Origin of the sequence: Ruegeria atlantica (assembly GCF_013032505.1) — a bacterium.
In the GTDB taxonomy this organism is placed as follows: domain Bacteria; phylum Pseudomonadota; class Alphaproteobacteria; order Rhodobacterales; family Rhodobacteraceae; genus Ruegeria; species Ruegeria atlantica_F.
Genome location: NZ_WQCG01000001.1, coordinates 1,378,946 through 1,402,156, shown reverse-complemented (window position 1 = coordinate 1,402,156; position 23,211 = coordinate 1,378,946). Strand labels below are relative to the sequence as shown.

Sequence of the window (23,211 nt, the reverse complement as noted above, 5' to 3'; positions counted from 1 at the left end):
GCAATTCACCTCAAGCGTGTCCCCAAGCACAAAACGAACGCTATTCCGAAACCAGACCCCAGAAAGGCCCACCGATGCCGACTAAAGGACGCAAACCGCACAAGGCCCGCAGCGATAGCTTTGCCGCCGCCAACGAAGCCGCAAACAAGCCCGATTTATCCCTGACAATGCCCGAACTGGAAACTATGCCGGGTAGTCATGCGCTGAGTGAATGGGGCGTGAATTTTGCCCGTAATTTGTGGCTGTCCCGCGAACGCTGGACCGTGGCCGATCTGTCGATGATCTGTCAGGCCGCTTTGACCGCCCAAAGACTGCACGAAATGGCCGATGAACTGGCAACCGCGCCCCTAACCGTGATGGCCGGGAATGGTGCGCCGAAACCAAACCCGATCTTTGCCATTGCCGACACGCACCGCGCCCGCCTGCAATTGGTTTACCGTGACCTTGGCGTGAGGTTCAAAGACCGCGACACCCGCGCGAAAGAGGCCCCGGAACCTGACGAAATGCACGTTCCACAAGGCCGGGTGGCTGATTGGCTGAACCGCCTGCAATCCGGGGCGCAAAAGCAATGACCGAGATAAACGCCGCACAATTGGAACGCTTGGCGGGTGGCCCTGTGGTCTGGCCTGACCGGGACCGCGAACCGCTGCTGTTTATCGCCTATGGGCGATATCTGGCGGGGCAAATTGCCGATGTTTTCGGGGCTGAAATCGGCCTGCGCGCAAGCCTGCTTTATGGCGTGGTCGCCGATCCGCTCTGGTGGGAATGGTGCCGCCGCGATTCCGAGTGGATCAACACCCGGCAAAGGGCCGATCTGCCCGCCGATACAGAGGCGCTAATCGCTGAAATCCAAGCAACAGGAGAGTCCGACAATGGAGATTAGGAATCCGTTCAAATCGAAAGCGGCCACCGCACCGCCGCACCCGCGCCGGGTGCTGCCAAAGGTCAAAGACCCGGACGCGGGGCAGATGTTCAACGCCCTGCGCAAGTCTGGCATGACCACCACCGAAATAGGCGATTTGGTCGCGCAACGGCCCGACTATTGGGAAGGTAAATTGACCGCACCGGGCAAGGTGATGCTGGCCGACCTGAAAGCCGATATTGACCGCCGCCTAGATGGCCTGACGGGTGATGAAAGGGCCGTAGAAATCGCCCGAATTGAGGCTGAACTTGACGCCAAATCAGGGGCCGCGCCAACCACCAAAGCTGCCGAGGATGCCGCCGCCGAAAGGACGCTGCGCAAGGTGGCCGAATTTTGGTCTGTCCGGAACCGGAAACAGACCCAGGATTTAGGAATGTCCCTTAAAAATATGGCTGAAACGCCGAAACCACGGGTGCGCCTGCGCGCGATCAACACCCGTAAATATTGAGGAGTCCAACGATGAATAAACCACTTGTCAGGGGCGATCTGCACGACCCCACCAACGAACGCAAAGCGAAAAAGGCCCTGTCAGATGCCGCCTATTCGTCCGCGCTGGAATTTGAAGCCGCCGGGATGAAAGACCGCGCCGGATTGACCAAGGCGCAAGCCGCACTGGAACGCCGAGTCGATGCTCTGGAAAGCCGCCCGTTTGATGCGAAAGCAACCGTCAAACTGTTGCCACCAGATCAGCCGAAAGACGTTGACCCGCTGGCGAAACTGCCCGACCCGAAAACGGCACTGGTGGCCGCAACCGCCGCCGAATTTATGCGCCGTGCGACGGGGCAAGGCACCCATTCCGAATGGGTCTTAAAGTTTGTTCCGAAGGGACCGAACCACGCCGCCACCGTGACCGCTGCAAATGGTCTGTTGTTCAAATCTGCCACCAACCCCGGCACCACAACCGCCGCAGGATTTGGGGCCGAACTGGTGGACTATGGCGTCCTACCGATCTGGTTTGAAAGCCTGAATAACTCGGTTTACGCCGCGCTTGTGGCCCGTGGTCTGCGTCTGGAATTTGGCAATTTCAACGGCCTGACAATGCCACAAATGGCCGCTGACACGATGGCCGCAAATTGGGTTTCTGAGGGTGAGACAATCCCGGTTGTTTCGGGTGCTGTCGGGTCGCTAACGTTCTGGCGTACCAAGCTGGCCGCAATCTCGGTTTATTCCAACGAACTGGCCGAAACGTCGATTCCACACATCCGCCGGGTGATTGAATATGGTCTGCTGTCCGCTGTTTCGATGGCAATTGATAGCGCGCTGTTAGATCAATCGGCAACGATACCCACCGTGCGGCCTGCGTCCATTCTGAACGGCAAACCGAACCAAGCAAGCGCCGGGGCAACGCTGGCCCTGATTATGGACGACCTGAAATATTTGCTAGGTCAGGCCGACGCGCAAAAGATGACTGACCCTGTGTTGATCATGCACCCGGCCCGTAAGCGATCCTTGCAAATGATCCGCGATGGTGAGGGCTTTGTTTTCCGTGATGAGATTGAACGGGGCGAGCTTTTCGGCCTGCCTCTGATCGTATCGAACAACGTCCCGCCTGACGTGGTTTCGATTGTGGACGCTGACAAATTCGCCGGGGCTACTGAGGTTCCACAGATTGACGTTTCAAGCTCCGCAACTGTGGTTATGGCCTCAGATGAAAACCCGGCCCCGGTCTATGGCACGGGTGACGATTCCATTGTTGGCGATGGTGACTCAATTCACATTGACGATGCCGCCGCCGCTGGTGCCGTGGCCCGGTCAACATTCCAGACGAATTGCCAAGCCCTGCGCGTCATTGCGCCTGTGTCGTGGGGAATGCTGCGTTCCTCTGGTGCGGCTTATCTCACTGGCGTTGCGTGGTGATCGACATGAACAAAATCCTATCAACCGGGACGCCGGAACCACGCCCGAACTACGCGCCTAACGTGGCTTGGAAGGAGTCCAGATGGTCGCCCGCTGGCTACCTGTTCCGATATGGCCGCGCTGACGGAACCGCCTATCTGATGGTCACTGACAAGGCCGCTGGTGATTTGCTGATTTGCACCGCCCGTCAGGATGGCCGGGAAATGGTGACAGAGTGGGCAATTGAACCGCCAAAGAATGCGCGAAAGACGATCACGCAACACTTGAACGCGCATTTTCAGGCGATGCTAGGGGGCCGCATCTGATGCCGCCTGAGTGGACGCCCTACGCAGACCGCGCCGGGATGGAATCCGCCTATCACTTTGACGGGGGATTCCACGTCCGCGCCACGCTGGACGGGGCCACGATTTGCACCGCAACACCGAGGCCAGAGGGCCGGAAACAGGATTTCACAATCTGGGTTTCTGACGATCTGGACCGACACCAAAAGCGCAAGGCGTCCAGCCTTGTGCAATCTGCGCTTTACCAATTCTTAGGGGAAAGGATTCGACCATGATCACAACCACCGCACCGCGCCCGCCTGTGGCTGAATACCCGACTCTGATCGTATCGCCTGATTATGATCTGCGCACCGGGCAACCGTCAGAGGATGCCGTTTGGCTTGGCGTCCAAGGCGCGCATCGGGTGGGGCGATTGTTCCGGGGGGATTGTGACAGTCTGGCCGAGTCCGTGCTGCACCAGATCACCGCATTTGGCCTGCCAGATCAAACCGTGATCGTCTGGCAAAACCTGTTCAGCACCACGCGGGAAACTCTGGGTGTGATCCGTCAACGATCTGCCGAGGTACTGGACGAACGCGCCAAGGCCCACGCCCTGAAACTCTACACGCCGAACCATCGGAAACACCCGGCCCATGCTGGCCGATCACGGCCCCCGAAATCAGCGAGATTGAAAGGTTGAACCAATGGCCCTAGTCACGATGTACCGCAGTAACGGCAACCCGGTTTGCCAGACTGACAACGCCGCCGGGTGGCTGGCGTCCGCCCGATATGAACCGCTGAACACTCGGACCCAGATGCACCACGTTCTGAGGGCCGACCCCGGCCTTGATAACCCGATGCACACTCGCCTTTGGATCAAGCCCGAAGATTTGCCCACGCCCTGACCTTGGCGCTATACTGGTGCCGAGGGTGAGTTAGTCGGACTCCCAAACTTGGCCCCTGTGCGATCTGGCGGGATTTGCGCGGGGGCCTTTTCCGTCTTAGGCTGGCGGCAACTGCAATTGCTCTCACGCAGCTAGGCGGGGCCAAAATCTGACCATCGGTCCCGCCATTCCCGAAAGTAAAACCCCTTAGCCTTTACTTTGATATTTTTGACCCGCTGTGCTGGCCGCTGAGTGGGGGAACGGATGTTTTCCGGGTGCTAGGTCGCCGGAAATTACCGGCCCTGTGCGGCTCGCTCTGCGCGCCTGTTTCGCCCTGTTTCGCCCCCTGTCGCTTGGTGCCGTTCTTGGGTGGGGTGGGCGAATCTGATAATCTGGTGACGGGTCGGGGCTGACAATCTGGCGACTTATCCCCGTCACGAAGAGTCACGCGAAACCCGGCCCGTTCAATGTAACTTTTAACCGTGCTTTCTAGTTATCTGGACATAGTAAGACCCCCGGTTTCATCGTCCCGAAATCGGGGGTTTTCTGTTAAGGTGGATTCGCGTGGCGGGTATTTGTCATATCAGCCGCCACGCGCTCTGACCGGGTTCTGATTCAGCATCTTGCCCGGTCCCTCAGATGGTCGCCGGGTATTTAAAAGCTATAGGCGATCAACAAAGGCCCCCGGTTTGCGCAGCCGCAGATTCGGGGGCCTTTTGATTTCTACCCCCGCGACATTCCGTCCTGCCCCGCGCCGTTTCGCTGCAAAAGTCCGGAAATCGAGTCCGGAAATTCCGGACCCCGGAAACAGACCCAGGCCCGTAAACTACTGATTTTGTTTAGGAAAATGGTGGTGCTGCTGGAGAGAATTGAACTCTCGACCTCTCCCTTACCAAGGGAGTGCTCTACCTCTGAGCTACAGCAGCGCTGTGGGCGGGTGATTAGACTCAAACGAAACGGGGCGCAAGGGTGTCTGGACGGTTTTTTTCGTCTCCTGTAGAGAAAGACAATGGCAGACAAAAATTCACCTAAAAAACACGGTAAATCCGGGGACGCGCGCGAAGAACGGCTTAAGGCCGCGCTCAAGGCAAATATGGCACGGCGCAAGGCGCAGGCTAAGGCGCGAGCAGCTTCCGAGGACAAGACCGGCAAGGACGAGGGATAAGAGCAGATGGATTCGATTTTGGTGACGGGCAACGGGCCGCTGAACGGTCAGATACCGATCGCGGGGGCCAAGAACGCATGTCTGACGCTGATGCCCGCAACTTTGCTGAGCGAAGAACCGCTGACGCTGACAAATGCGCCGCGGCTGAGTGACATCAAGACAATGACTGCGCTGTTGCAATCGCTGGGGGCCGAAGTGTCCTCGTTGCAGGATGGGCAGGTGCTGGCGATGTCCAGCCATGACCTGACCAGTCAGACGGCGGATTATGAGATTGTGCGCAAAATGCGAGCATCCAATTTGGTGCTGGGTCCTTTGCTGGCGCGTTTCGGGCAGGCCGTCGTGTCGTTGCCGGGCGGCTGCGCCATCGGCGCGCGTCCGATGGACCTGCATGTCGAAGGACTTGAAGCGCTGGGCGCGGAAATTGAACTGAAAGACGGTTATCTGCACGCCAAAGCCCCCGGTGGGTTGAAGGGCGCTGTGCATGAGATGCGCTTTGCCTCGGTGGGTGCGACCGAGAACATCGTCATGGCTGCGACGCTGGCTAAAGGCACGACTGTTCTGAAGAACGCTGCACGCGAGCCTGAGATCGTCGACCTGGTCGAATGTCTGCGCAAGATGGGTGCACAGATTTCGGGCGAGGGGACCTCGACCGTCGAGATTCAGGGCGTAGATCGCCTGCATGGTGCAACGCATCAGGTGGTAACCGACCGAATTGAACTGGGCACCTATATGCTGGCCCCTGCGATGTGTGGCGGTGAGGTTGAGCTGTTGGGTGGTAGGATGTCTCTGGTCGAATCCTTCGCGGTCAAGCTGGATGCGGCAGGCGTGCATGTCGAAGAAACTCGACATGGCCTGAAGGTTGCGCGCAAGAACGGTCGTGTCAGTGCCGTGGATGTGGTGACCGAGCCATTCCCCGGCTTTCCGACTGACCTGCAGGCACAGATGATGGCGCTGATGTGCACGGCCGAAGGTACCTCGGTTCTGGAAGAGCGTATTTTCGAGAACCGCTTTATGCATGCCCCCGAATTGGTGCGCATGGGCGCAAATATTGAAGTACACGGTGGCACGGCGACCGTGACCGGAGTTGAACGCCTGAAAGGCGCGCCCGTAATGGCGACGGATTTGCGGGCCTCGGTGTCGTTGATTCTGGCCGGTATGGCGGCCGAAGGGGAAACGACGGTCAGCCGGGTCTATCATCTGGACCGCGGATATGAACATGTGGTGCGCAAGCTGGAAGGCGTGGGCGCAAAGATTGAACGGATCAAAGGCCAATGACAGACGCAAGTTTCGAAGACGGACGCGAAGCCCCACTGAACCTGGGGGCCGAGGATGCTGATGACCTGCAGGTGATCTCGACCCTAGCGCAGGACGCGGTTTTCCCGATTACCGAGATGACGTGGAGACCTTCTGAACGTCGCTTCGGTTTACTGCTGAACCGCTTCCGCTGGGAAGACAAGGACGCTGCCGCGCGCCGGGATCGGCCATTCGAACGGGTGCAGGCGGTTTTGGTTGTCGACTCGGTCCTTTCAGTGGCCAGTCAGGGTGTCGACCGCAGCGATAAGGACATGGTGATGTCTCTGCTGTCGATCGATTTCGAAGCCGAAGAAGATGGCGCCGGGCAGATTACGCTGACGCTGGCAGGCGACGGTGCAATCCGCCTGTCGGTCGAGGCGCTGGATGTCACCCTCAAGGATGTGACCCGGCCGTATCAGGCCCCATCGGGTCAGGCACCATCTCATCCGGAATAAGCGCGGCATAGCGCAGGCATTCACCGGGCCTCCACAGGGCCTGGTGTTGCGGCGCGCGACCGTGTTCGATGTGTTCGATCTGAGCCGTGTTCTGATCCGGTCAATTACCGGGCTTTGTAAGGCAGACCATCAGGATGATCCTGAGGTGGTTGCCCAATGGATCGCAAACAAGGATCCGGCGACTATCAGGGGCTGGATCAGGAACGGGGCACAAATCTGGCTTGCCGAGAATAACGGGCAGCCTGCAGCCGTTGGTGGACTGACCGAAGCCGGAGAAATCACCCTGTTGTATATCGATCCCGATCACACCCGTTGCGGTATTGGCGGGGCTTTATTGAAGAAACTTGAGCAGGAGCTTATCGCCTTGGGTTGCGCTGAGGGACGGCTTGAGGCCACCCGAACTGCGAAGGGCTTCTATTCACGTTGTGGCTGGCAAGCCACCGGGAGGTGCAGTCAGCGCAATGACTTGTCCTGTCTAAACATGCGCAAATCGCTGAACCTGCAGGACTGAGGGTTGAGGCCAGCCCATCCGGACGATATGTCCCGGTCAAACGCTCCGGAGTGCCAGAACATGCCTGTCTTCCTCGACACGACGTCGTCCGAATTCGAGACCGCCTTCACAACGCTGTTGTCAGCCAAGCGCGAGGACAGCCCGGATGTGGATGCCGTTGTCGCCGGGATTATCGAAGACGTGCGGACACGTGGCGATGCGGCGGTGATCGAGCTGACCGCCAAGTTTGACCGGCTGGAGCTGACACCCGAAACACTAGCCTTCAGCGCCGAACAGATAGCCGAGGCCGTGGATCAGGTCTCATCCGAAGATCGGGCTGCTTTGGAGTTGGCCGCTGAGCGCATCAGATCCTATCACGAAATGCAGTTGCCAGAGGATCACGAGTGGACAGATTCGTCGGGCGCAACGCTGGGTTGGCGCTGGTCTGCTGTGTCGGCTGCCGGTCTCTACGTGCCCGGCGGGCTGGCATCTTACCCGTCTTCTGTGCTGATGAACGCAATCCCCGCGAAGGTCGCAGGGGTTGAGCGTCTGGCCATTGCCGTGCCGACACCGGATGGACAAGTGAACCCGTTGGTCTTGCTGGCGGCGCAGCTTTCCGGTGTGGACACGATCTATCGTATTGGCGGGGCACAGGCGATTGCCGCACTGGCCTATGGCACCGACACAATTGCAGCGGTCGACAAGATCACGGGTCCGGGCAACGCATTTGTAGCCGCCGCCAAGCGCCGCGTATTCGGGAAGGTTGGCATCGACATGATTGCCGGTCCGTCCGAGATTCTGGTCATCGCCGACAAGGACAACGATCCTGACTGGATTGCACTGGACCTTCTTAGCCAGGCAGAACATGACGAAAGCGCGCAATCGATCCTGATTACAGATGACGCAGGATTTGGACACGATGTCGCCAAAGCCGTCGACAAACGCCTGGAAACCCTGCAGCGCCGCGCCATCGCGGGTGCAAGCTGGCGTGATTTTGGCGCGATAGTCACCGTACGTGATCTGGACGAGGCGGCGGCATTGTCGAACCGCATCGCGCCCGAACACCTGGAGCTGTGCGTGGCGGACCCAGTGGCGCTGAGCGCTAAGACTGTCCACGCCGGGGCTATCTTTCTGGGCCAGTACACACCGGAGGCCATTGGCGATTATGTCGGTGGCCCCAATCACGTGCTGCCAACAGCGCGTTCGGCCCGTTTCTCGTCCGGCCTCAGCGTGATGGATTTCCTCAAGCGTACGACGCTGAGCCAGATGACACCTGAAGCACTGCGTGCGATTGGACCCGCAGCCGAGCAGCTGGCCCACTCCGAAAGCCTTGAGGCGCATGGACTTTCTGTAACCGCGCGGTTGAAGCGTCTGAACGGCTAAATCCTTATGGCATAAGGGTCACACCCGCCGCGAACCTGCACAGGTTATCTGGGTAGGGACTTGAAACAACCGGTTGTTCAACGGCGCCTTGACCGAAGAACCTGACGCATAGGAGCCAGACTTGGAACGCGTGGCAACACTCTGGATCGGCAAGCGATTTAGTTTTCTAGAGCATTTGTGCCTGAAATCCTTCGCGGATGTGGACCAGAAGCCGATCGTCTACCACTATGGCGACCTAGAGGATATTCCGGACTACATCGAGGAACGCGACGCACGCGAAGTTTATGATACTTCCGAGATTTACCGCGATCCGATCGCCCGGTCTGTAGCCGTCCACGCGGATCTGTTTCGACTAAAACTACTGCAGAAAACGGACTATATCTGGGTGGACGCGGATATCTACGCGCTACGCCCATTGGCGGCAAAAGACGGATATCTGTTCCCGCGTGGTAACAAGAAAAACCAACGGCTGATCAACAGCATCATGGCCTTTCCGGACAACAGCACCGCTCTTCAAGCTATGTGCGAATTTGCTTTTGATAGCAATCTGGTACCGCCCTGGTGGCCCGTCGAAAAGCAGCAAGCCTATTTAGAGCTCTACGGAAGATCGACCTATTGGAGCCTTCCTCTCTTTAGTCTGGGACCACCGATGCTGTATCACTACATCAGTCTGAGCGGCGAAATGCAGCATGCGACCCCGCGCGCCGACATGTACGCTTTGCCGCCGCGTCATCGAAGGCTGTGGAACGATCCGGACATGTCCAAACTGGATTTTCTGGACTGGCGGAACAAAATGTCGATCCATTTCCACGGGTCGTGGTTTCGCAAAATGTTTGTGGATTCTGGAACTCTAAAACAGGGAGCGCTTGTGGACCATCTGTTGCGAAAGCACCAGATCGACCCGAATGAACACCCAATTTAGCATTTTCCCGCGTTGTTCAATTTTTTGAGTTGGGATAAGTCTGTCCCGACTTTAACGGACCGCATCCAATGACTCGTATCTCGCACATCGAACTAGATGATCGAAACCTGCCTCCACCGACCCCCGAGATCGAGCAGGAGCGTAAGGTTGCGATCTATGATCTGCTGGAAGAAAACAGCTTTGCACTGCCTGTGCGCGATGACCGTGTCGTGCCCGATGGACCGTACCGTGTTCAGTTGTCGATCCGCGACAAGCGGCTGGTTTTCGACATCGCCACCGAGGCCGAAGAAAAGGCGGCAGAGTTTCACCTGTCGCTGGGGCCGTTCCGGCAGGTGGTCAAAGACTACTTTCAGATCTGCGAAAGCTATTTCAATGCGGTAAAAACCCTGCCGCCCAGCCAGATCGAAACCATCGACATGGCCCGTCGCGGCATCCACAACGAAGGCAGTCGCGTTTTACAGGAACGTCTTGAAGGTAAGGCTGACATTGACACTGATACCGCACGCCGTTTGTTCACGCTGATCTGCGTGCTGCATTTCGGAGGCTGACGCGTGAAGCCTTTGCCGCAGTCGGTCCTGTTCTGTTGCGACCATAACGCGGTTCGGTCCCCTATGGCCGAAGGGCTCATGAAAAAGTTCTACGGCACCGGCACCTATGTGCAGTCCGCCGGTGTGCGAAATGACCTTGAGATTGACGGGTTCTGCATCGCGGTCTGTCAGGAGGTTGGCGTTGAGCTGTCCCGCCATCGGTCACGCTCGTTTGATGAAATGCAAGAATGGGGCGATGACCTCAGTTCGTTCGATCTGATCGTTGCTTTGTCACCGGCCAGTCAGCGCCAGGCGCTGGAGCTGACACGGATTTTTCACCTGGATGTCGATTATTGGCCAATAATGGACCCTACCGGACTGGGCGAAAGCCGCGCAGACAAGTTAATTCACTACCGACAGACCCGCGACCAGATCATTCAGCATCTGAAAGGCCGCTGGGGTGAACCTACGGAGTGATCATGAACAAGACCGTCAAAACCTATTTCGAGGCTTTCAACGCAGGTGATGTCGATGGCATGCTGGCCTGCCTATCTGATGACGTGGCGCATCACGTGAATGAAGGCCAAATCCGCACTGGCAAGGACAAGTTCACCGCCTTCTGCGCCCATATGAACCGCTGCTACAAGGAAAACCTGACCGATATCGTGGTGTTCGAAGCTGAGGGCGGTACCCGCGCGGCAGCCGAGTTTATTGTGAACGGCACCTATCTGCAGACGGATGAGGGTTTGCCCGAAGCCCACGGTCAAACCTATCGCCTGCCGGCCGGATCGTTCTTTGACCTGAAGGATGGCAAGATCACCCGCGTCACCACCTTTTACAACCTTGCCGACTGGACCAAGCAGGTTTCGAATGGCTGAGGTCACGTCTGTTCGTCCCCTGACCGGGGCGGCGCTGACGGATGCCTTGGACGACGTGGCGCGTCTGCGGATCAAGGTATTTCGCGCATGGCCATATCTTTATGATGGCGATCTCGACTATGAGCGAACTTACCTGCAATCCTACCGCGATAGCGACAAAGCGGTCGTGGTGGGGGCATTTGACGGCGACCGCCTGATCGGGGCGTCGACCGGGGCCCCTCTGACCGACCACGCTGACGATTTCGCCACTGCTTTTAAAGGCACAGGGTTTGATCTGAACGAAATCTTCTATTGCGCCGAGTCTGTCCTTCAATCGGACTATCGAGGGCAGGGCGTAGGCCATAAGTTCTTTGACCTACGCGAGGCACATGCGCGCAAGTTGGGCTACGTAAAGTGCACCTTTTGCAGCGTGCAGCGCCCAGTTGATCACCCAATGCGACCGGATAACTATCGCCCCCTGGATGCCTTCTGGCGCGCGCGTGGATACGAACCGCTACCCGGTGTGATCGCGCAGTTTTCGTGGAAGGATATCGGTGAAGAAGGCGAGACACTGAAGCCACTGCAGTTCTGGGGCAGGGATTTGTGACGCTATTTGTCCGAAATGCGGGGCATTCTGCGTTTTCGCTGCAATCGCACGAAGGTTAGCTTTTATTCCGGACCTACCATCAGACCAACGGCGTGGGCCCCGGCGATGATGTCGCTGGCGATGAAATGACCGAGCGCACGTAGTTCGGCGTCGGGGGCGACGATATCGGGGACCTGCACCGTGATAAGACCTGCCGCGTGGGCCGCGCGGACGCCGTTGGGCGAGTCTTCAAACGCGACACAGCTTGACGGATCGTGACTCAGACGTGCGATGGCATGTTGATATATATCTGGCGCGGGCTTGCTGGCAGCGACCTGATCTCCGCCTACTACGTCAGGATAAAGCGCGCTTAGGCCCGCTCGCTCGAGATGCAGATGCGCCTTTTCCGTCTGGGTGCTGGTGGCAATGATGTAAGGTATATCCTGCTCACGCAGGTGTTCTGCCATCGCGCGTGCACCCGGTTTGACGGGGATGCAATCTGCCAGCCGTTGCGCAATTTCGGTATCCCAGACGGCATCAAATTCTTCCAGTTTGATGCGTCCTGCGAGCCCTTCAGCCAAGAGTCGGCGTCCTAGCGCACGGTTCGTGCCGACTAGCCGCCGGAACAGATCGTCGTCTTGCGGCAATCCGAGAGTCTCAAGCGCGGTACGGAAGCCCTCAAAGTATACCCGCTCCGTGTCGAGCAACAGGCCATCCATATCGAAGACGACGGCTAGGGGAGTGGGAAGAGGCATAAATGGTGGCCGCGCTGAGGTTCAGGTGTACGTAGCTTGAATGAACGTTTTCGGGCGAATTGGAAAGGCATCAAAGCGGACAAAACCGCCGTTCTAGTCAAATGCACAAAGGTTCGCTTTCAAAAAAGGTCGTGACACAGTTGTTCAGACCTGGGTCCGGCACATATCCAGAAATGCAGTTACCAGATCCGTCTGCTGCACGGACCTTGCGATGGCAATGGCGACCTCGAAGTGGCCAATCTCTTGCGCGAGCGGACGTGTGACGACAGCATCGCCTTCAATCGTCAAATTCCGGCCAGGCGAGAAGCCAACAAGAGTAAAGCCCAATCCTTTTCCCACATAAGCTTGAACCATTTCGCGCGATTGAGAGGTCAGCGGCACCTCCGGATCAAGACCGGCACCCCGCAACAAGTCAAGATAGCTGGGGCCGGGACCTGCACGCGACACGGAAATGTAGGGAATATCGGACAGATCCTCGAGCTGCACGCTGTCGGCATTTGCCAAAGGGTGCATTGCGGGTAACAAAACCAAAGGCGGCAACGTCTTCAGGCATTCGACATCGAAACGCGTGCTATCAAATCCCTGATTGAAAACAACAAGCGCATCGACCTCTCCTGCATCAAGCGAGGCGACGAGGCTTGGAAAATCATCTTCCACGACTTCGATGCGCACACGGGCATAGTGGTTGCGGAACGCCAGAACCGCAGGCAGCACGACCCGTTGGGCAATGGCGTAGTGCGTCCCAATCCGGATCGTACCGGCTTCCCCCTTGGCCATCTCTGCAGCACGTCGGTCTAGGGCCTTCGCCCGACTTAGCAGAGCTTCGGCATCGGCAAGGAACTCCGCACCTGCACTGGTCAGCCGCATACCCCGTGCGGGAAAACGATCAAACAAGGTCAATCCGGTGACCGCTTCGAGTTTGTCGAGCGCAGAAGAGATCGCCGCAGCGGAGACGTTCAGGTTTCGCGCCGCAGGCGCGATACCGCCGCAGCGGGCGATTTCCGTCAGAAAGGCAAGTTGACGTAGTGAAAATCGAATCATCAGAAAAACCATCCTTTGCGCCAGATTAATTCAGTTTTTCTGATCTTAAGCAATCTCCTACTCTTCTCGCTAGAAAACAGGGAGAGAACCGATGGACATCAGACCTTTGACTGGCGGCCTGGGAGCAGAAATTGTCGGAGCAGATGTAAAAGACGGTGTGCAGTTCGCGGAAATCCAGGCCGCCTTCGCCAAATACTCCGTCATTGTTCTCAGAGGGCAAAACATTGCCCCGGAAGACCACCTGGAATTTGCACGCCGCTTCGGTTCGATTAACGTGAACCGCTTTTTCAAACCTGTCGACGGGCACCCAGAAATTGCAACCGTCCTGAAGGAAAAGGACCAGAAAGAAGCGGTGGGCGAAGGCTGGCACACCGATCATTCCTACGACCAGATCCCGGCGATGGGATCAATCCTGCATGCCATCGAAATGCCCCCCTACGGCGGTGATACACTGTTCGTGTCGATGGGTGCGGCATATGAGGCGCTGTCAGATTCCATACGCCGGTTTCTTGATGGGTTGACGGCCATGCACTCGTCCCGGCACGTCTTTGGCCAGACCACGTTGGATAGCGAAGCGGCCAAAAGCGGAAGACTGGCTAATGCCGAGGCGGCGACGCAAGATGCGCGCCATCCTGTCGTCATCACACATCCGCTCAGCGGGCGCCGTGGATTGTTCGTAAACCCTGTCTTCACCACACACATTGAAGGCCTGACGGCTGACGAATCCGCAGCAATCCTCAATATGCTCTATGAGCATTGCAGACAGCCCGAATTTCAGGCTCGCGTCCGCTGGCAGGAAGGTGACATCACCATGTGGGACAATCGTGCCACCTGGCACAAGGCGATCAACGATTATCACGGTTTCCGGCGTCTTATGCACAGGATTACCGTGGATGGCGTAGCCTTATCGCGTTAGAAGCCCGTTGCTGGCCGTCCAATCGCAAAGGGAACGTGATGCACGAAGTCGCCATCCGTACGCCGCGCAGAATCTGACATATTGGGGTCTTAGCGGGCTTCGCATTTCGTTTGCCGTGTTCGAATGATTTGCCTGTACAGCGCGTGAGCACCGTTATTAGTGTTGCTAAAGATTTACCCATTGAGGATCTCTTGTTCATGAAAGTTGCCACCGCCGCCTACAATCTCGACTGGCTCGACAGTTGGGCGCAATACGAAGACAAACTGGAGCGTTGGGTCTCGGACGCTGCAGGCCAGGGGGCGGAGTTGCTGGTCTTTCCTGAGTATGGAGCAATGGAGTTGTCGACGCTGGACGGAGTGGACGTGGCGGGGGACCTTGAGCGTTCGATCCTCGCGGTTTCTGATCGGATGGAGGACGTGCAGAACCTGCACCAGCGTTTGGCGCAGAACTACAAGACTTACATTCTGGGCGCGTCCGCCCCGGTGGTGGACGGCCCTGATCGACCGGTGAATCGGGCTGCATTTTATGCCCCTGACGGCAAACAAGATCACCAGGACAAACAGATCATGACCCGCTTCGAACGCGAGTCTTGGGATATTGCCGCTGGTGGACCGTTGAAACTATTCGATACGGCGCTTGGCAAGATCGGCGTGCTGATCTGTTATGACAGCGAGTTTCCGTTGCTGGGTCGCGCGCTCAGCGACGCAGACCTCATCCTTGTTCCATCCTGCACAGAGGCTTTGTCCGGCTATTGGCGAGTGCGTATCGGTGCGATGTCCAGAGCATTGGAAAATCAATGTGTTACAGTGATGTCGTCTTTGGTGGGCAATAATGAATGGTCCGAGGCCGTGGACATGAATACCGGAACCGGGGGTATATTTGGCCCACCAGACAAGGGCTTCCCTGCGACCGGCGTTCTGACCGAAGGTACCCTGAACCAACCAGGGTGGGCGTATGCCGAGGTCGATTTGTCAGTCATCGCAAGCGTGCGCTCGGATGGTCATGTTCTCAACCGAACCCATTGGGATGAGCAACCACCCCGAGTCGATTCAGTCACATTATCGGCCCTATAGTAGATTCCGCCCTTGAAATAGGGCCGAAATAAGCTCATTTAAGCGCACATCCCGCAGATTCTGCGGGTGCAACTTAAATATGGAGACAACATGGCCAAGGAAGATACGCTCGAATTTCCCGGTGTCGTGAAGGAACTCCTGCCTAATGCGACGTTTCGGGTCGAGCTGGAAAACGGCCATGAGATCATCGCACATACGGCAGGCAAGATGCGCAAGAACCGCATCCGTGTTCTGGCCGGCGATAAAGTTCAGGTCGAAATGACCCCCTATGATCTGACCAAGGGTCGGATCAACTACCGCTTCAAGTAACGCCTGCCGAAATGGCGTTTATCTTAGGATCGGGCAGCCCAAGGCGGCTGGACCTGTTGGCCCAGCTTGGCGTGCAGCCCGATGCAATCCGCGCCCCAGACATCGACGAGACGCCTTTGAAGGGCGAGTTGCCTGTTCCCTATTGCAATCGCATTACGCGTGCGAAAGTGGGGGCGGTTCAGGCGGAAAGCGACGATGTAACTCTTTGCGCGGACACCACTGTTGCGCTGGGTCGCCGTATTTTGGGAAAACCGGAAGATGTGGGTCAGGCGGCTGAGTTCCTGCATGCTCTGTCTGGTCGCCGTCATCGCGTGATAACGTCTGTTGCCGTGCGGCGCGGTGACCGCGTCCTGCAGCGGGATGTCGTGTCCCAGGTCAAGATCAAGCGCCTGTCAGACGTTGAGATCAATGCATATCTTGCGACCGGAGATTGGCAGGGCAAAGCAGGCGCCTACGCCATTCAAGGCCCCGCCGGGGCTTTCATCCCGTGGATTTCGGGCTCGTTTACCGGCATTGTGGGTCTACCTCTGTCCGAGACCGCCGCGCTTTTGCAAGGCATCGGCTATCCCCTGTATAGTGAGGCGCCATGAAGGGTCGAACCATAGTTCTGGATCATATCGAAAACCGCGAAGCTGCCGCCCTTATGGTAGATGGCAAGCTGGACGATTTTCTGATTGCCACAGATGCACCTGCTCCAGGTACGATTTACCGCGCCCGTGCTGATCGACCGGTCAAAGGGCAGGGCGGCATGTTCCTGACCACGCCAGACGGCCCGGCATTTCTGCGGCAGGTCAAAGGGCTCGCGCCCGGTGCCCAATTGTTGGTTCAGGTGACGGGTTATGCCGAACCCGGCAAGGCGTTGCCGGTCACCGACCGCGTTTTGTTCAAAAGCCGCTATGCGATCGTCACGCCTGATGCGCCCGGCCTGAACATCTCACGTTCCATCCGTGACGAAGATGAACGCGACCGCCTTCTTGAGATTGCTCATGAGAGTATGGAGGGCAGCGAGTTTGGCCTTATCCTGCGATCCTGTTGTCAGGGTGAAAACGCGGCTGAAATCGCCGAGGATATCGGCACCATGCGGGCCCATGCGGACCAAGTTCTGAACGATCCGGGAACCGAACCCGAGCAACTGCTGGAAGGTGATGGGCCACATGTTCTTGCCTGGCGCGACTGGACCGATCCGGCTGAGGTCGTGACGCAGCCGGGAAGTTTTGAGACACATGGCGTGCTGGACGCGTTGGACGTGGCCCTTGGGATTTCCGAGCCACTGCCTGGCGGTGGCTATCTTTTCGTTCAGCCTACTCGGGCTTTGGTGGCGGTGGATGTAAATACGGGCGCGGACACGTCACTGGCAGCGGGAACCAAGGCCAATTTCGCCTGTGCCAAGATGCTTGCCCGTGCCCTGCGCGTTCGCGGTCTGGGGGGGCAGATCACTCTGGATTTGGCGCCAATGCCCAAGAAAGACCGTCGTGGATTCGAGGCCTCGCTGCGCGCTGCATTCAAAGCTGATTCCATCGAAACCACGCTTGCAGGCTGGACCCCTCTTGGCCACTACGAACTACAGCGCAAACGCGGTCGTATCCCGTTGTCCGAGGTGCTGAAATGAGCTGCCCCATCTGCGAAGAAGAAACTGTCACTAAGTTTCGACCATTTTGCTCGAAACGGTGCGCTGACATCGATCTGGCCAAATGGCTGAACGGGTCATATGCAGTTCCTTCGCAACGGGAAGAAGACGTCGAAACCGAAGTTTCCGATCCCAAATCGGACCAGCAACGTCCACATTGAAAAAATGTAAAAAAGCCTCTGGACACCGCTTGGTGCAAGTCATAGAAGGCCCCCACCCAACGACAAACGTCGTTCCCGTGCCCGGGTAGCTCAGGGGTAGAGCAGTGGATTGAAAATCCTCGTGTCGGTGGTTCGATTCCGCCCCCGGGCACCATATTTTCTGGGTGAGATTTCGGCTAATAATCTGTTTTATAAGCTTTAAATGTCGATTGCGTCTGCTTGGCTGATTGGGTAAGCGGCTGTTTGCTCCACAACTTGCTCCACAATATGCTCCGCTCACGATGTGTACTTCACATGGAAATGTTGGGGGTGCCCGAAAACCGTGTTGGTCCGCTATGCGGACAAAGCTACCGATAACTCATTTTGCTGGTATGTGTGATAACGGCCCTGAGCGGTCCATAATCGCAAGTGCAGCGAACAATTGTTTGACCGCCCTACTTGCCGTTCTGATCCTTTCCGAAATCCTTTGCAGCCCCATTGGCCTCTTCGAATACCAGTTCAGGCACTACGACTTCCCAATTGGCGCGTTTCATTAGGTGATGAAAACGCTCATCGGCATCCTCCTTACGCCAATTGATGATGGCCGCAATCTCGCCGGCAACAAATTTCGTGCCCATCGGGGGCGCGAATGCTTTTGCCATCCGCCCGAGGGGCCGCCCTTGAACATCCTCGATCTGCCAGCGATCTCCAACACGGGAGATCCCGACTGGCGCGCCGACTTGTGCTTCGGCGATCGCGTCAAAGACAATGTGCCGATCACCTTGGCGTCCTGCAAATGACAGGTCGACCATTCTCATTTCGGGCGATTGAAAGAACCGGCGTGGACCAGGGACTGTAGTCAAGTCGGGCACCACGTGCCGCGTGACAACGGAGGGCGACTCGGTGGGAAGATATTCGTGGTTGTCGTTGCTCATGACGATCAAATTGCGCCGTGCACGTGTCATGGCGACATAAAACAATCGCCTCGGCGCGTCCTGATCTTCTTTTCGTGACGGTCGTTCCCACCCGCCATCCATGATCACTACATCATCGAATTCAAGGCCTTTGGCGCGGTGCGCTGTCAACAATTTGAGGCCACGCTGCTCGCCCCATGTATCCTTCGACCATTCAGCAAACCATTCGATCACGTCAGGGCTCGGGAGCGCTTTGCCATCAACTTCACGAGCAAGTTGGCCAAGTCCCTCGCCGATCCGGTCAGTCCAACGGCTTGAGGGTATCGTGTTCAGGGTTTCGGTAAGATCGCTCAAGCTGACCAAAGCTGCCTGCCTCTCGCGTAGGCCGTCGATGAACCTCCGCATCTCACGGGTGCGCCAAACGCTTGGCAAGTTTTCGTTCGCCATTTCGACAGGAATTCCATGCGCCTCGGCAAAATCACGAACCGGCAGAAGCTTGCGCCAATCACGAGAAATGATTGCCGCGCCCTTCCAGCTCCAATCCGGGATCAGTTTTGACAGGCGGATCATCTCGTTGACCGCCGCAAGGGCCTGAGCGTCAATTCCGGCTGGGCAGCCAAGGATTTGGACCCGCCCCTGCGCAACCGGGTCGAGGCTTTCCATAGTACCCCCGGCGGGGTCCTTTTGCCGCGATTTGTCGACGGTAATCCCATGCCCTATTTTCATACGTTCCCGAGATCCTTCGATCACGGCGTTCGCTGCGCTGATGATGTTTTTTGACGAGCGGTAATTGTCGGTCAGAAAAACCGGCTTGGCTGAATAATCCTGTTCGAATTGCCGAATGTGGCGCACCGATGCGCCGGCAAACGCATAGATATTCTGGTCGTCATCGCCGACCGCGAACAGGCTGATCCGTTGATCGGGGTCGTCGATACTGCGACCGGCCACCGCTGCGATCAAGGCGTATTCCTCGGGCCCAACGTCCTGATATTCGTCCACGAGAATCCATCGGAACCCTTGGATCAAGGTCTCTCGCAAGGCTTCGGCCTCGATTTTGTCCAGCCCGTCACCACGCAAGAGACGCGCCGCATCGATCAGAAGCGTCTCGAAATCAGGTTCATCGGCCGCTGCCCGCCCGGCGAAACTGGCGCCAACCAACCTCATGGCTAAGGCATGGATGGTCAAGACCGTCACGAAGCGAGCATCTTCGCCGATCAGTAGACGCAAGCGTTCCCGGATCTCGGCGGCGGCGTGACGATTATAGGCGAGCATCAGTATACCATTTGGATCTTCTCGCTTGATTCTGACCAGATAGGCAACGCGATGGACCAGCACGCGTGTCTTGCCCGATCCTGGCCCAGCAAGCACAAGGACATTGGTCTGTTCGCGGTCGTCACGCACGATCTTCTCTTGTGTCGAATTCCCCAGATTGTCGACGATCTCTGCGTAAGACTGAGGCGTTGCCTGCCGTCGGCACTCCGAAATCTTCCCCGGCATCCAAGCTTTCATAAAGTCGGACTGCTCCACTGCGAAATAGTCATGCGCGAGCCGCTGGGCCTGATCGATATCATCGATGCCTTTGTTTGCATAAGCCGCCATCACGTGGGTTTGGACAGTCTGTTCGGTGTAGTGGTCTTCGAGCGGCGCGAAATGTTGGGTGGTGAAACCGCCACCTTTCGGATTGATATGCAAAGTCATGGCCGAGCGGAACACGGACAATCCTTTACCCAGAGTCACCACCTGCTGTTCGTGCAACCACAGAAGCGCCCGGTCCATCAGTTTTGCTGGATCATTGACAGATGCTCGCAACAGCGCATCGCTGTTGATTGCTGCAAGAAGGTCGCCAAGTGTGGTCTCGACAGGAACATCTTTGCCACGCAGGCCGGCCTGAACCTTGTTGATCAAGTATGAAACCAAACGCTCTGCGGCCTGCCTGCGAAGCTGAGCGGTCTGCTCGATCACGCCCCATGATCTTTGCATTCGCACCATGACGCTGCCTTTGGATACCTTGCGCAGGCCAATATTGCCTTTTCCGCCATCCATGTCGCGGCCATCCTGCGCCATCCCGCGGAGCAGCCCCTCGACGATATCGGGTCGCACGGAGGCGTGTCCCCGCTCCCGCAGGGCCTGCGCCACTGAGGCCAGATGGCAGGGCACAGCCTCATTGATGTCCGCGTCTGGCGCTTGCTCTCTAAGGATCGCAATCAGGTCAGCTTCCAACCGGGATGCCGCTTCGAACCGCTTCGACGAGGCATTTTCGACACCTACATGCACGAAGATGGTGATGTTTGTGTCGTCCTTTGCGATCCCCAGGGCTTCGAGATCGGCCAAGGCTTTGCGCAGGCTCGACATCGTCAGCCCACTGACACCGCAGAGCTCGTCCGTGGTGATGCCCTCTTCCTGCGGCGCGTTGATGATATGCTGCACGATGGCGGCCAGATCCTCGCGCCGCCGCTCGGTGATCTCAGCGGTTGCCAGGATTTCGCGGACCCTCTTCATGCTTCTTATCCGGAGCGAGGCGGGGAACACCTGCACCCGGTTTTCTTCGCGGTTCAGAAGGTGTGCTTCTTCCAGCCAGGCGACGGCGGTCTTCACTCGCGTATCGTCGGTATTGCTGTCCCGCTGGAAATCTCGCTCTTTCTCCTCATGAACAATCTCACCGGGTGTGGCGACAATTTCACCGCCTTTTCCAGTCCGAGCATCAAGGCGCCGAAGCGCCTTCAGGATCGCGCCGATTTCGTGCCGCGCAAGTCGAGAACGCGCGCTGAGGCTGAACTGACGATCAACGTCTTCGGTACTGAACAACAGGACGCAGTTTGCAGGCTCGCGGTCCCGCCCGGCGCGACCCGCCTCTTGCAGGTAGTTTTCCAACGACCCCGGCACGTCCCCATGAACCACCAGACGAATGTCCGGCTTGTCGACCCCCATCCCAAAGGCGTTGGTGGCTGCGATCACGCGTAGATTGCCGATGCGGAAGTCCTCCTGGATCTCACGCTTTTCATCGGGGCTGAGGCCTGCGTGATACCGTTCAGCTGCGATGCCCTGTTGTTTTAAGAACTCCGCCACGCGCTCGGTGGCGTTTCGGGTAGCACAGTAGACTACTGCCCCAGACACGCCCTCCCGCGGAAGCTGGGCTTCGATCGTGTCGAGGATATCGGTCATCTTGGTCGCACGTTGCGTTGGCAGCACCTGGAAGCTCAGGTTCGATCGCGATGCGCCACCGTCGATCAACGCCAGCTCGGACCCCAACCGCGCTTTGAAATGAGTGCGGATGTCCTGCACGACGTCCGGCTTTGCCGTTGCGGTCAAGCAAAGTACCGGAGCCGGCTCGTCAGCTGAGCTTTCCTTGATAAACCGCGAAACGTAGCGATAGTCGGGTCGGAAATCGTGCCCCCATTTAGACACGCAGTGCGCCTCGTCCAGCACCCACAGCCCCACCTCGCGCTGTGCCAGAGCGGACCGAACTGTTGTGCTGCGCAGTTGTTCGGGCGAAATTAAAAGGATCGCAGCATCCCCAAGCCGCACCTTGTCGAGCGCGTCTTGACGCTCGGGTAAAGACAATAACCCGTTAATCGTAACCGCCGAGGAAATTCCGGCCCGTACCAAGCCCTGAACTTGGTCCGCCATCAGCGCCACAAGCGGCGATATTACGACGGTCAATGCCCCGGTCTTGTCGAACCGAGACAGCGCGGGGATCTGGTAACAGATGGATTTACCAGTGCCCGTCGGAAGGATGCCCAACAAATTGTCGCCTTCCATGGCCGCCGCCACGATCTTTTCTTGAAGCGGGCGTCCGTTCTCGTCGACTGGTTCCGGGCGGAAACTTGGAAAGCCGAACCAACGTTCGAGCGCACGGGTGGGATCATTGTGCTCTGCGCAATAGGCACAGTGCGGATCACGACAATTCGTATCTCTCAGGTCCTTCACGAGCCGTGCTGCGTCACGGAACTGCGCCCGCACCCAAGGCGGCATGACAGAATCCCCACCAGCGACCGAAATCCAGGCAAGCGCATATGCCATCGGCCAACCCAACCCAGTGTCCGAGAGCCGCTCGAGCAGAGCGTGCACCTGCGCGCCGCAGGCCACGTCTCTTAGTAGCGCTCGAATGGCCTCGTGCGCTTCCGGTTCCGTCGGGATGGGCGCCTCGCGCACGTCGCTGAACAACCGATCAAATCCGACGCTACTGGGACCTCGGCAGCACAGCCAGTGATAGGCGATCATCGTTTCTGGAGACAACGTGTTCAGCGACGCGAAGGCTTTGATCTGGTTGCGAAGAACCTCGAATACAAGACGCGCGTCGAGCTCGGGATCGTTGACGTGACCACTTTGAAGCCGCCCATCGCGGTAGTGCTTGACCAGATGATGGTAGGGATTGCGCGGGAACGCCAAAGGGTTGAGCCACAGCGTGTCAATCGGTCCGTCCGCGAGCTTTGCAAAGCGCGGCGAGACCGCCATGAGATGCGGCAGGTCATGGCGCAGAATATTGTGCCCAATGACATGTGCGAAACCGGCGCAAAACAGATCAAGCTGTTCAAGCGCAACCTTTGGGTCACCTTTCCGATGAACTATCCCCTCTCCATTGCCGTCTGGCACGGCTGCAAAGGCGAACAACTTGGCTTCCTTGGGATCGATCTCCAGATCAACCGACAGACAGCGCGACAGGATTTCGGATTGTTCCCGCGGCATTGGAGTACTCTTGATTCCCGTCGGGTTAGACTCAGGCTTTTCAAGTGGCTCTCGTCTGCCACGGCCAAGGGCCTTTGATATGCCACGGGAAATTAAGCTTTTCATATTCGTAGGTTAATATTTATTCCCAAGGAGCGGAACCTTCGGCG

27 protein-coding genes and 2 tRNA genes are annotated in these 23,211 nt (G+C 57.6%); 25 read left to right on the top strand and 4 right to left on the bottom strand.

What is annotated here, in order from left to right; genetic code table 11:
- The first annotated feature begins 74 nt into the window (after positions 1-74).
- The 8 genes from GOW92_RS06900 to GOW92_RS06865 are packed head-to-tail and all read left to right on the top strand — an operon-like array spanning position 75 to position 3,944.
- Positions 75-572: a hypothetical protein gene (locus GOW92_RS06900; protein ID WP_170559132.1), complete on the top strand. Its 498-nt coding sequence runs from the start codon at positions 75-77 to the stop codon at positions 570-572.
- On the top strand, positions 569-883 hold the full coding sequence (locus tag GOW92_RS06895; protein WP_170559130.1) for a hypothetical protein: 315 nt from the start codon (positions 569-571) through the stop codon (positions 881-883). The genes GOW92_RS06900 and GOW92_RS06895 overlap by 4 nt, the downstream gene beginning before the upstream one ends.
- Positions 873-1,370, top strand: coding sequence for a hypothetical protein (locus GOW92_RS06890; protein ID WP_170559129.1), 498 nt, complete (start codon positions 873-875; stop codon positions 1,368-1,370). The genes GOW92_RS06895 and GOW92_RS06890 overlap by 11 nt, the downstream gene beginning before the upstream one ends.
- An 11-nt stretch (positions 1,371-1,381) precedes the next feature.
- Positions 1,382-2,779, top strand: a complete 1,398-nt coding sequence (locus GOW92_RS06885) for a phage major capsid protein (protein ID WP_170559127.1) — start codon at positions 1,382-1,384, stop codon at positions 2,777-2,779.
- A gap of 5 nt (positions 2,780-2,784) precedes the next feature.
- Positions 2,785-3,084 (top strand): hypothetical protein, encoded by a 300-nt coding sequence (locus GOW92_RS06880; protein ID WP_170559125.1) that lies wholly within the window; start codon positions 2,785-2,787, stop codon positions 3,082-3,084.
- Positions 3,084-3,335, top strand: coding sequence for a hypothetical protein (locus tag GOW92_RS06875; protein ID WP_170559124.1), 252 nt, complete (start codon positions 3,084-3,086; stop codon positions 3,333-3,335). Before GOW92_RS06880 ends, GOW92_RS06875 begins: the two co-directional genes overlap by 1 nt.
- Positions 3,332-3,739 carry a hypothetical protein gene (locus GOW92_RS06870; RefSeq protein ID WP_170559122.1) on the top strand — a complete coding sequence of 136 codons (408 nt, stop codon included), beginning with the start codon at positions 3,332-3,334 and terminating at the stop codon, positions 3,737-3,739. The genes GOW92_RS06875 and GOW92_RS06870 overlap by 4 nt, the downstream gene beginning before the upstream one ends.
- 4 nt (positions 3,740-3,743) lie before the next feature.
- Positions 3,744-3,944, top strand: coding sequence for a hypothetical protein (locus GOW92_RS06865; RefSeq protein WP_170559120.1), 201 nt, complete (start codon positions 3,744-3,746; stop codon positions 3,942-3,944).
- 830 nt (positions 3,945-4,774) lie between these two features.
- Here the strand turns inward: GOW92_RS06865 and GOW92_RS06860 are convergent.
- Positions 4,775-4,849 (bottom strand) — tRNA-Thr (locus GOW92_RS06860).
- Between the two features lie 83 nt (positions 4,850-4,932).
- On the opposite strand from GOW92_RS06860, the gene GOW92_RS06855 reads away from it, so the two are divergent.
- The 10 genes from GOW92_RS06855 to GOW92_RS06810 all read left to right on the top strand — a co-directional run bounded on the left by GOW92_RS06855 (position 4,933) and on the right by GOW92_RS06810 (position 11,622).
- Complete coding sequence (locus GOW92_RS06855; protein ID WP_170409977.1) at positions 4,933-5,088, top strand: hypothetical protein; 156 nt, start codon at positions 4,933-4,935, stop codon at positions 5,086-5,088.
- Between the two features lie 6 nt (positions 5,089-5,094).
- A complete protein-coding gene (gene murA / locus GOW92_RS06850; RefSeq protein ID WP_170559118.1) occupies positions 5,095-6,363 on the top strand; it encodes a UDP-N-acetylglucosamine 1-carboxyvinyltransferase in 1,269 nt (422 codons plus the stop codon).
- A complete protein-coding gene (locus GOW92_RS06845; RefSeq protein WP_170559116.1) occupies positions 6,360-6,836 on the top strand; it encodes a DUF2948 family protein in 477 nt (158 codons plus the stop codon). Before murA ends, GOW92_RS06845 begins: the two co-directional genes overlap by 4 nt.
- A 43-nt stretch (positions 6,837-6,879) precedes the next feature.
- The gene (locus GOW92_RS06840; protein WP_368040255.1) at positions 6,880-7,347 is read left to right on the top strand and encodes a GNAT family N-acetyltransferase; all 468 of its coding nucleotides are present in this window, start codon (positions 6,880-6,882) and stop codon (positions 7,345-7,347) included.
- Between the two features lie 60 nt (positions 7,348-7,407).
- The gene (gene hisD, locus GOW92_RS06835) at positions 7,408-8,709 is read left to right on the top strand and encodes a histidinol dehydrogenase (RefSeq protein WP_170559114.1); all 1,302 of its coding nucleotides are present in this window, start codon (positions 7,408-7,410) and stop codon (positions 8,707-8,709) included.
- 121 nt (positions 8,710-8,830) lie between these two features.
- Positions 8,831-9,631: a hypothetical protein gene (locus GOW92_RS06830; protein ID WP_217356503.1), complete on the top strand. Its 801-nt coding sequence runs from the start codon at positions 8,831-8,833 to the stop codon at positions 9,629-9,631.
- A 68-nt stretch (positions 9,632-9,699) separates the two neighbouring features.
- Entirely contained in the window at positions 9,700-10,179 is a 480-nt protein-coding gene (locus GOW92_RS06825; RefSeq protein ID WP_058279383.1) for a UPF0262 family protein, read from the top strand.
- A 3-nt stretch (positions 10,180-10,182) separates the two neighbouring features.
- On the top strand, positions 10,183-10,635 hold the full coding sequence (locus GOW92_RS06820; protein WP_058275393.1) for a low molecular weight phosphatase family protein: 453 nt from the start codon (positions 10,183-10,185) through the stop codon (positions 10,633-10,635).
- Positions 10,636-10,637: 2 nt separating this feature from the next.
- A complete protein-coding gene (locus GOW92_RS06815) occupies positions 10,638-11,036 on the top strand; it encodes a ketosteroid isomerase-related protein (RefSeq protein ID WP_170559109.1) in 399 nt (132 codons plus the stop codon).
- Positions 11,029-11,622 carry a GNAT family N-acetyltransferase gene (locus tag GOW92_RS06810; protein WP_170559108.1) on the top strand — a complete coding sequence of 198 codons (594 nt, stop codon included), beginning with the start codon at positions 11,029-11,031 and terminating at the stop codon, positions 11,620-11,622. The genes GOW92_RS06815 and GOW92_RS06810 overlap by 8 nt, the downstream gene beginning before the upstream one ends.
- Before the next feature lie 62 nt (positions 11,623-11,684).
- Here GOW92_RS06810 and GOW92_RS06805 read toward each other — a convergent pair whose 3' ends face one another.
- Both GOW92_RS06805 and GOW92_RS06800 read right to left on the bottom strand, forming a co-directional pair.
- Positions 11,685-12,356 (bottom strand): HAD family hydrolase, encoded by a 672-nt coding sequence (locus GOW92_RS06805; RefSeq protein ID WP_170559106.1) that lies wholly within the window; start codon positions 12,354-12,356, stop codon positions 11,685-11,687.
- Positions 12,357-12,500: 144 nt separating this feature from the next.
- Positions 12,501-13,397 (bottom strand): LysR family transcriptional regulator, encoded by an 897-nt coding sequence (locus tag GOW92_RS06800; protein WP_170559104.1) that lies wholly within the window; start codon positions 13,395-13,397, stop codon positions 12,501-12,503.
- Between the two features lie 91 nt (positions 13,398-13,488).
- Here GOW92_RS06800 and GOW92_RS06795 point away from each other — a divergent pair, with 91 nt between their 5' ends.
- From GOW92_RS06795 to GOW92_RS06765, 7 genes are all read left to right on the top strand, one after another.
- Positions 13,489-14,313: a TauD/TfdA dioxygenase family protein gene (locus GOW92_RS06795; RefSeq protein WP_170559102.1), complete on the top strand. Its 825-nt coding sequence runs from the start codon at positions 13,489-13,491 to the stop codon at positions 14,311-14,313.
- A gap of 197 nt (positions 14,314-14,510) precedes the next feature.
- Positions 14,511-15,386, top strand: a complete 876-nt coding sequence (locus GOW92_RS06790) for a carbon-nitrogen hydrolase family protein (RefSeq protein WP_170559100.1) — start codon at positions 14,511-14,513, stop codon at positions 15,384-15,386.
- 90 nt (positions 15,387-15,476) lie between these two features.
- Positions 15,477-15,695, top strand: a complete 219-nt coding sequence (gene infA / locus GOW92_RS06785; protein ID WP_005978431.1) for a translation initiation factor IF-1 — start codon at positions 15,477-15,479, stop codon at positions 15,693-15,695.
- An 11-nt stretch (positions 15,696-15,706) separates the two neighbouring features.
- On the top strand, positions 15,707-16,285 hold the full coding sequence (locus tag GOW92_RS06780) for a Maf family protein (RefSeq protein ID WP_170559098.1): 579 nt from the start codon (positions 15,707-15,709) through the stop codon (positions 16,283-16,285).
- Positions 16,282-17,304 (top strand): ribonuclease E/G, encoded by a 1,023-nt coding sequence (locus tag GOW92_RS06775; protein WP_170559096.1) that lies wholly within the window; start codon positions 16,282-16,284, stop codon positions 17,302-17,304. The genes GOW92_RS06780 and GOW92_RS06775 overlap by 4 nt, the downstream gene beginning before the upstream one ends.
- Positions 17,301-17,483 (top strand): DNA gyrase inhibitor YacG, encoded by a 183-nt coding sequence (locus tag GOW92_RS06770; protein ID WP_170559094.1) that lies wholly within the window; start codon positions 17,301-17,303, stop codon positions 17,481-17,483. The genes GOW92_RS06775 and GOW92_RS06770 overlap by 4 nt, the downstream gene beginning before the upstream one ends.
- Before the next feature lie 79 nt (positions 17,484-17,562).
- Positions 17,563-17,637 (top strand) — tRNA-Phe (locus GOW92_RS06765).
- A gap of 280 nt (positions 17,638-17,917) precedes the next feature.
- Here the strand turns inward: GOW92_RS06765 and GOW92_RS06760 are convergent.
- Positions 17,918-23,062, bottom strand: coding sequence for a RecQ family ATP-dependent DNA helicase (locus GOW92_RS06760; RefSeq protein WP_170559092.1), 5,145 nt, complete (start codon positions 23,060-23,062; stop codon positions 17,918-17,920).
- Positions 23,063-23,211: the final 149 nt, after the last annotated feature.

What these genes read in the sequence shown, in the direction of transcription:
- GOW92_RS06900 (WP_170559132.1), top strand. Translation starts at nt 75, where the DNA reads ATGCCGACTAAAGGACGCAAACCGCACAAGGCCCGCAGCGATAGCTTT.
- GOW92_RS06895 (WP_170559130.1), top strand. Translation starts at nt 569, where the DNA reads ATGACCGAGATAAACGCCGCACAATTGGAACGCTTGGCGGGTGGCCCT.
- GOW92_RS06890 (WP_170559129.1), top strand. Translation starts at nt 873, where the DNA reads ATGGAGATTAGGAATCCGTTCAAATCGAAAGCGGCCACCGCACCGCCG.
- GOW92_RS06885 (WP_170559127.1), top strand. Translation starts at nt 1,382, where the DNA reads ATGAATAAACCACTTGTCAGGGGCGATCTGCACGACCCCACCAACGAA.
- GOW92_RS06880 (WP_170559125.1), top strand. Translation starts at nt 2,785, where the DNA reads ATGAACAAAATCCTATCAACCGGGACGCCGGAACCACGCCCGAACTAC.
- GOW92_RS06875 (WP_170559124.1), top strand. Translation starts at nt 3,084, where the DNA reads ATGCCGCCTGAGTGGACGCCCTACGCAGACCGCGCCGGGATGGAATCC.
- GOW92_RS06870 (WP_170559122.1), top strand. Translation starts at nt 3,332, where the DNA reads ATGATCACAACCACCGCACCGCGCCCGCCTGTGGCTGAATACCCGACT.
- GOW92_RS06865 (WP_170559120.1), top strand. Translation starts at nt 3,744, where the DNA reads ATGGCCCTAGTCACGATGTACCGCAGTAACGGCAACCCGGTTTGCCAG.
- GOW92_RS06855 (WP_170409977.1), top strand. Translation starts at nt 4,933, where the DNA reads ATGGCAGACAAAAATTCACCTAAAAAACACGGTAAATCCGGGGACGCG.
- murA (WP_170559118.1), top strand. Translation starts at nt 5,095, where the DNA reads ATGGATTCGATTTTGGTGACGGGCAACGGGCCGCTGAACGGTCAGATA.
- GOW92_RS06845 (WP_170559116.1), top strand. Translation starts at nt 6,360, where the DNA reads ATGACAGACGCAAGTTTCGAAGACGGACGCGAAGCCCCACTGAACCTG.
- hisD (WP_170559114.1), top strand. Translation starts at nt 7,408, where the DNA reads ATGCCTGTCTTCCTCGACACGACGTCGTCCGAATTCGAGACCGCCTTC.
- GOW92_RS06825 (WP_058279383.1), top strand. Translation starts at nt 9,700, where the DNA reads ATGACTCGTATCTCGCACATCGAACTAGATGATCGAAACCTGCCTCCA.
- GOW92_RS06815 (WP_170559109.1), top strand. Translation starts at nt 10,638, where the DNA reads ATGAACAAGACCGTCAAAACCTATTTCGAGGCTTTCAACGCAGGTGAT.
- GOW92_RS06810 (WP_170559108.1), top strand. Translation starts at nt 11,029, where the DNA reads ATGGCTGAGGTCACGTCTGTTCGTCCCCTGACCGGGGCGGCGCTGACG.
- GOW92_RS06805 (WP_170559106.1), bottom strand. Translation starts at nt 12,356, where the DNA reads ATGCCTCTTCCCACTCCCCTAGCCGTCGTCTTCGATATGGATGGCCTG.
- GOW92_RS06800 (WP_170559104.1), bottom strand. Translation starts at nt 13,397, where the DNA reads ATGATTCGATTTTCACTACGTCAACTTGCCTTTCTGACGGAAATCGCC.
- GOW92_RS06795 (WP_170559102.1), top strand. Translation starts at nt 13,489, where the DNA reads ATGGACATCAGACCTTTGACTGGCGGCCTGGGAGCAGAAATTGTCGGA.
- GOW92_RS06790 (WP_170559100.1), top strand. Translation starts at nt 14,511, where the DNA reads ATGAAAGTTGCCACCGCCGCCTACAATCTCGACTGGCTCGACAGTTGG.
- infA (WP_005978431.1), top strand. Translation starts at nt 15,477, where the DNA reads ATGGCCAAGGAAGATACGCTCGAATTTCCCGGTGTCGTGAAGGAACTC.
- GOW92_RS06780 (WP_170559098.1), top strand. Translation starts at nt 15,707, where the DNA reads ATGGCGTTTATCTTAGGATCGGGCAGCCCAAGGCGGCTGGACCTGTTG.
- GOW92_RS06775 (WP_170559096.1), top strand. Translation starts at nt 16,282, where the DNA reads ATGAAGGGTCGAACCATAGTTCTGGATCATATCGAAAACCGCGAAGCT.
- GOW92_RS06770 (WP_170559094.1), top strand. Translation starts at nt 17,301, where the DNA reads ATGAGCTGCCCCATCTGCGAAGAAGAAACTGTCACTAAGTTTCGACCA.
- GOW92_RS06760 (WP_170559092.1), bottom strand. Translation starts at nt 23,062, where the DNA reads ATGCCGCGGGAACAATCCGAAATCCTGTCGCGCTGTCTGTCGGTTGAT.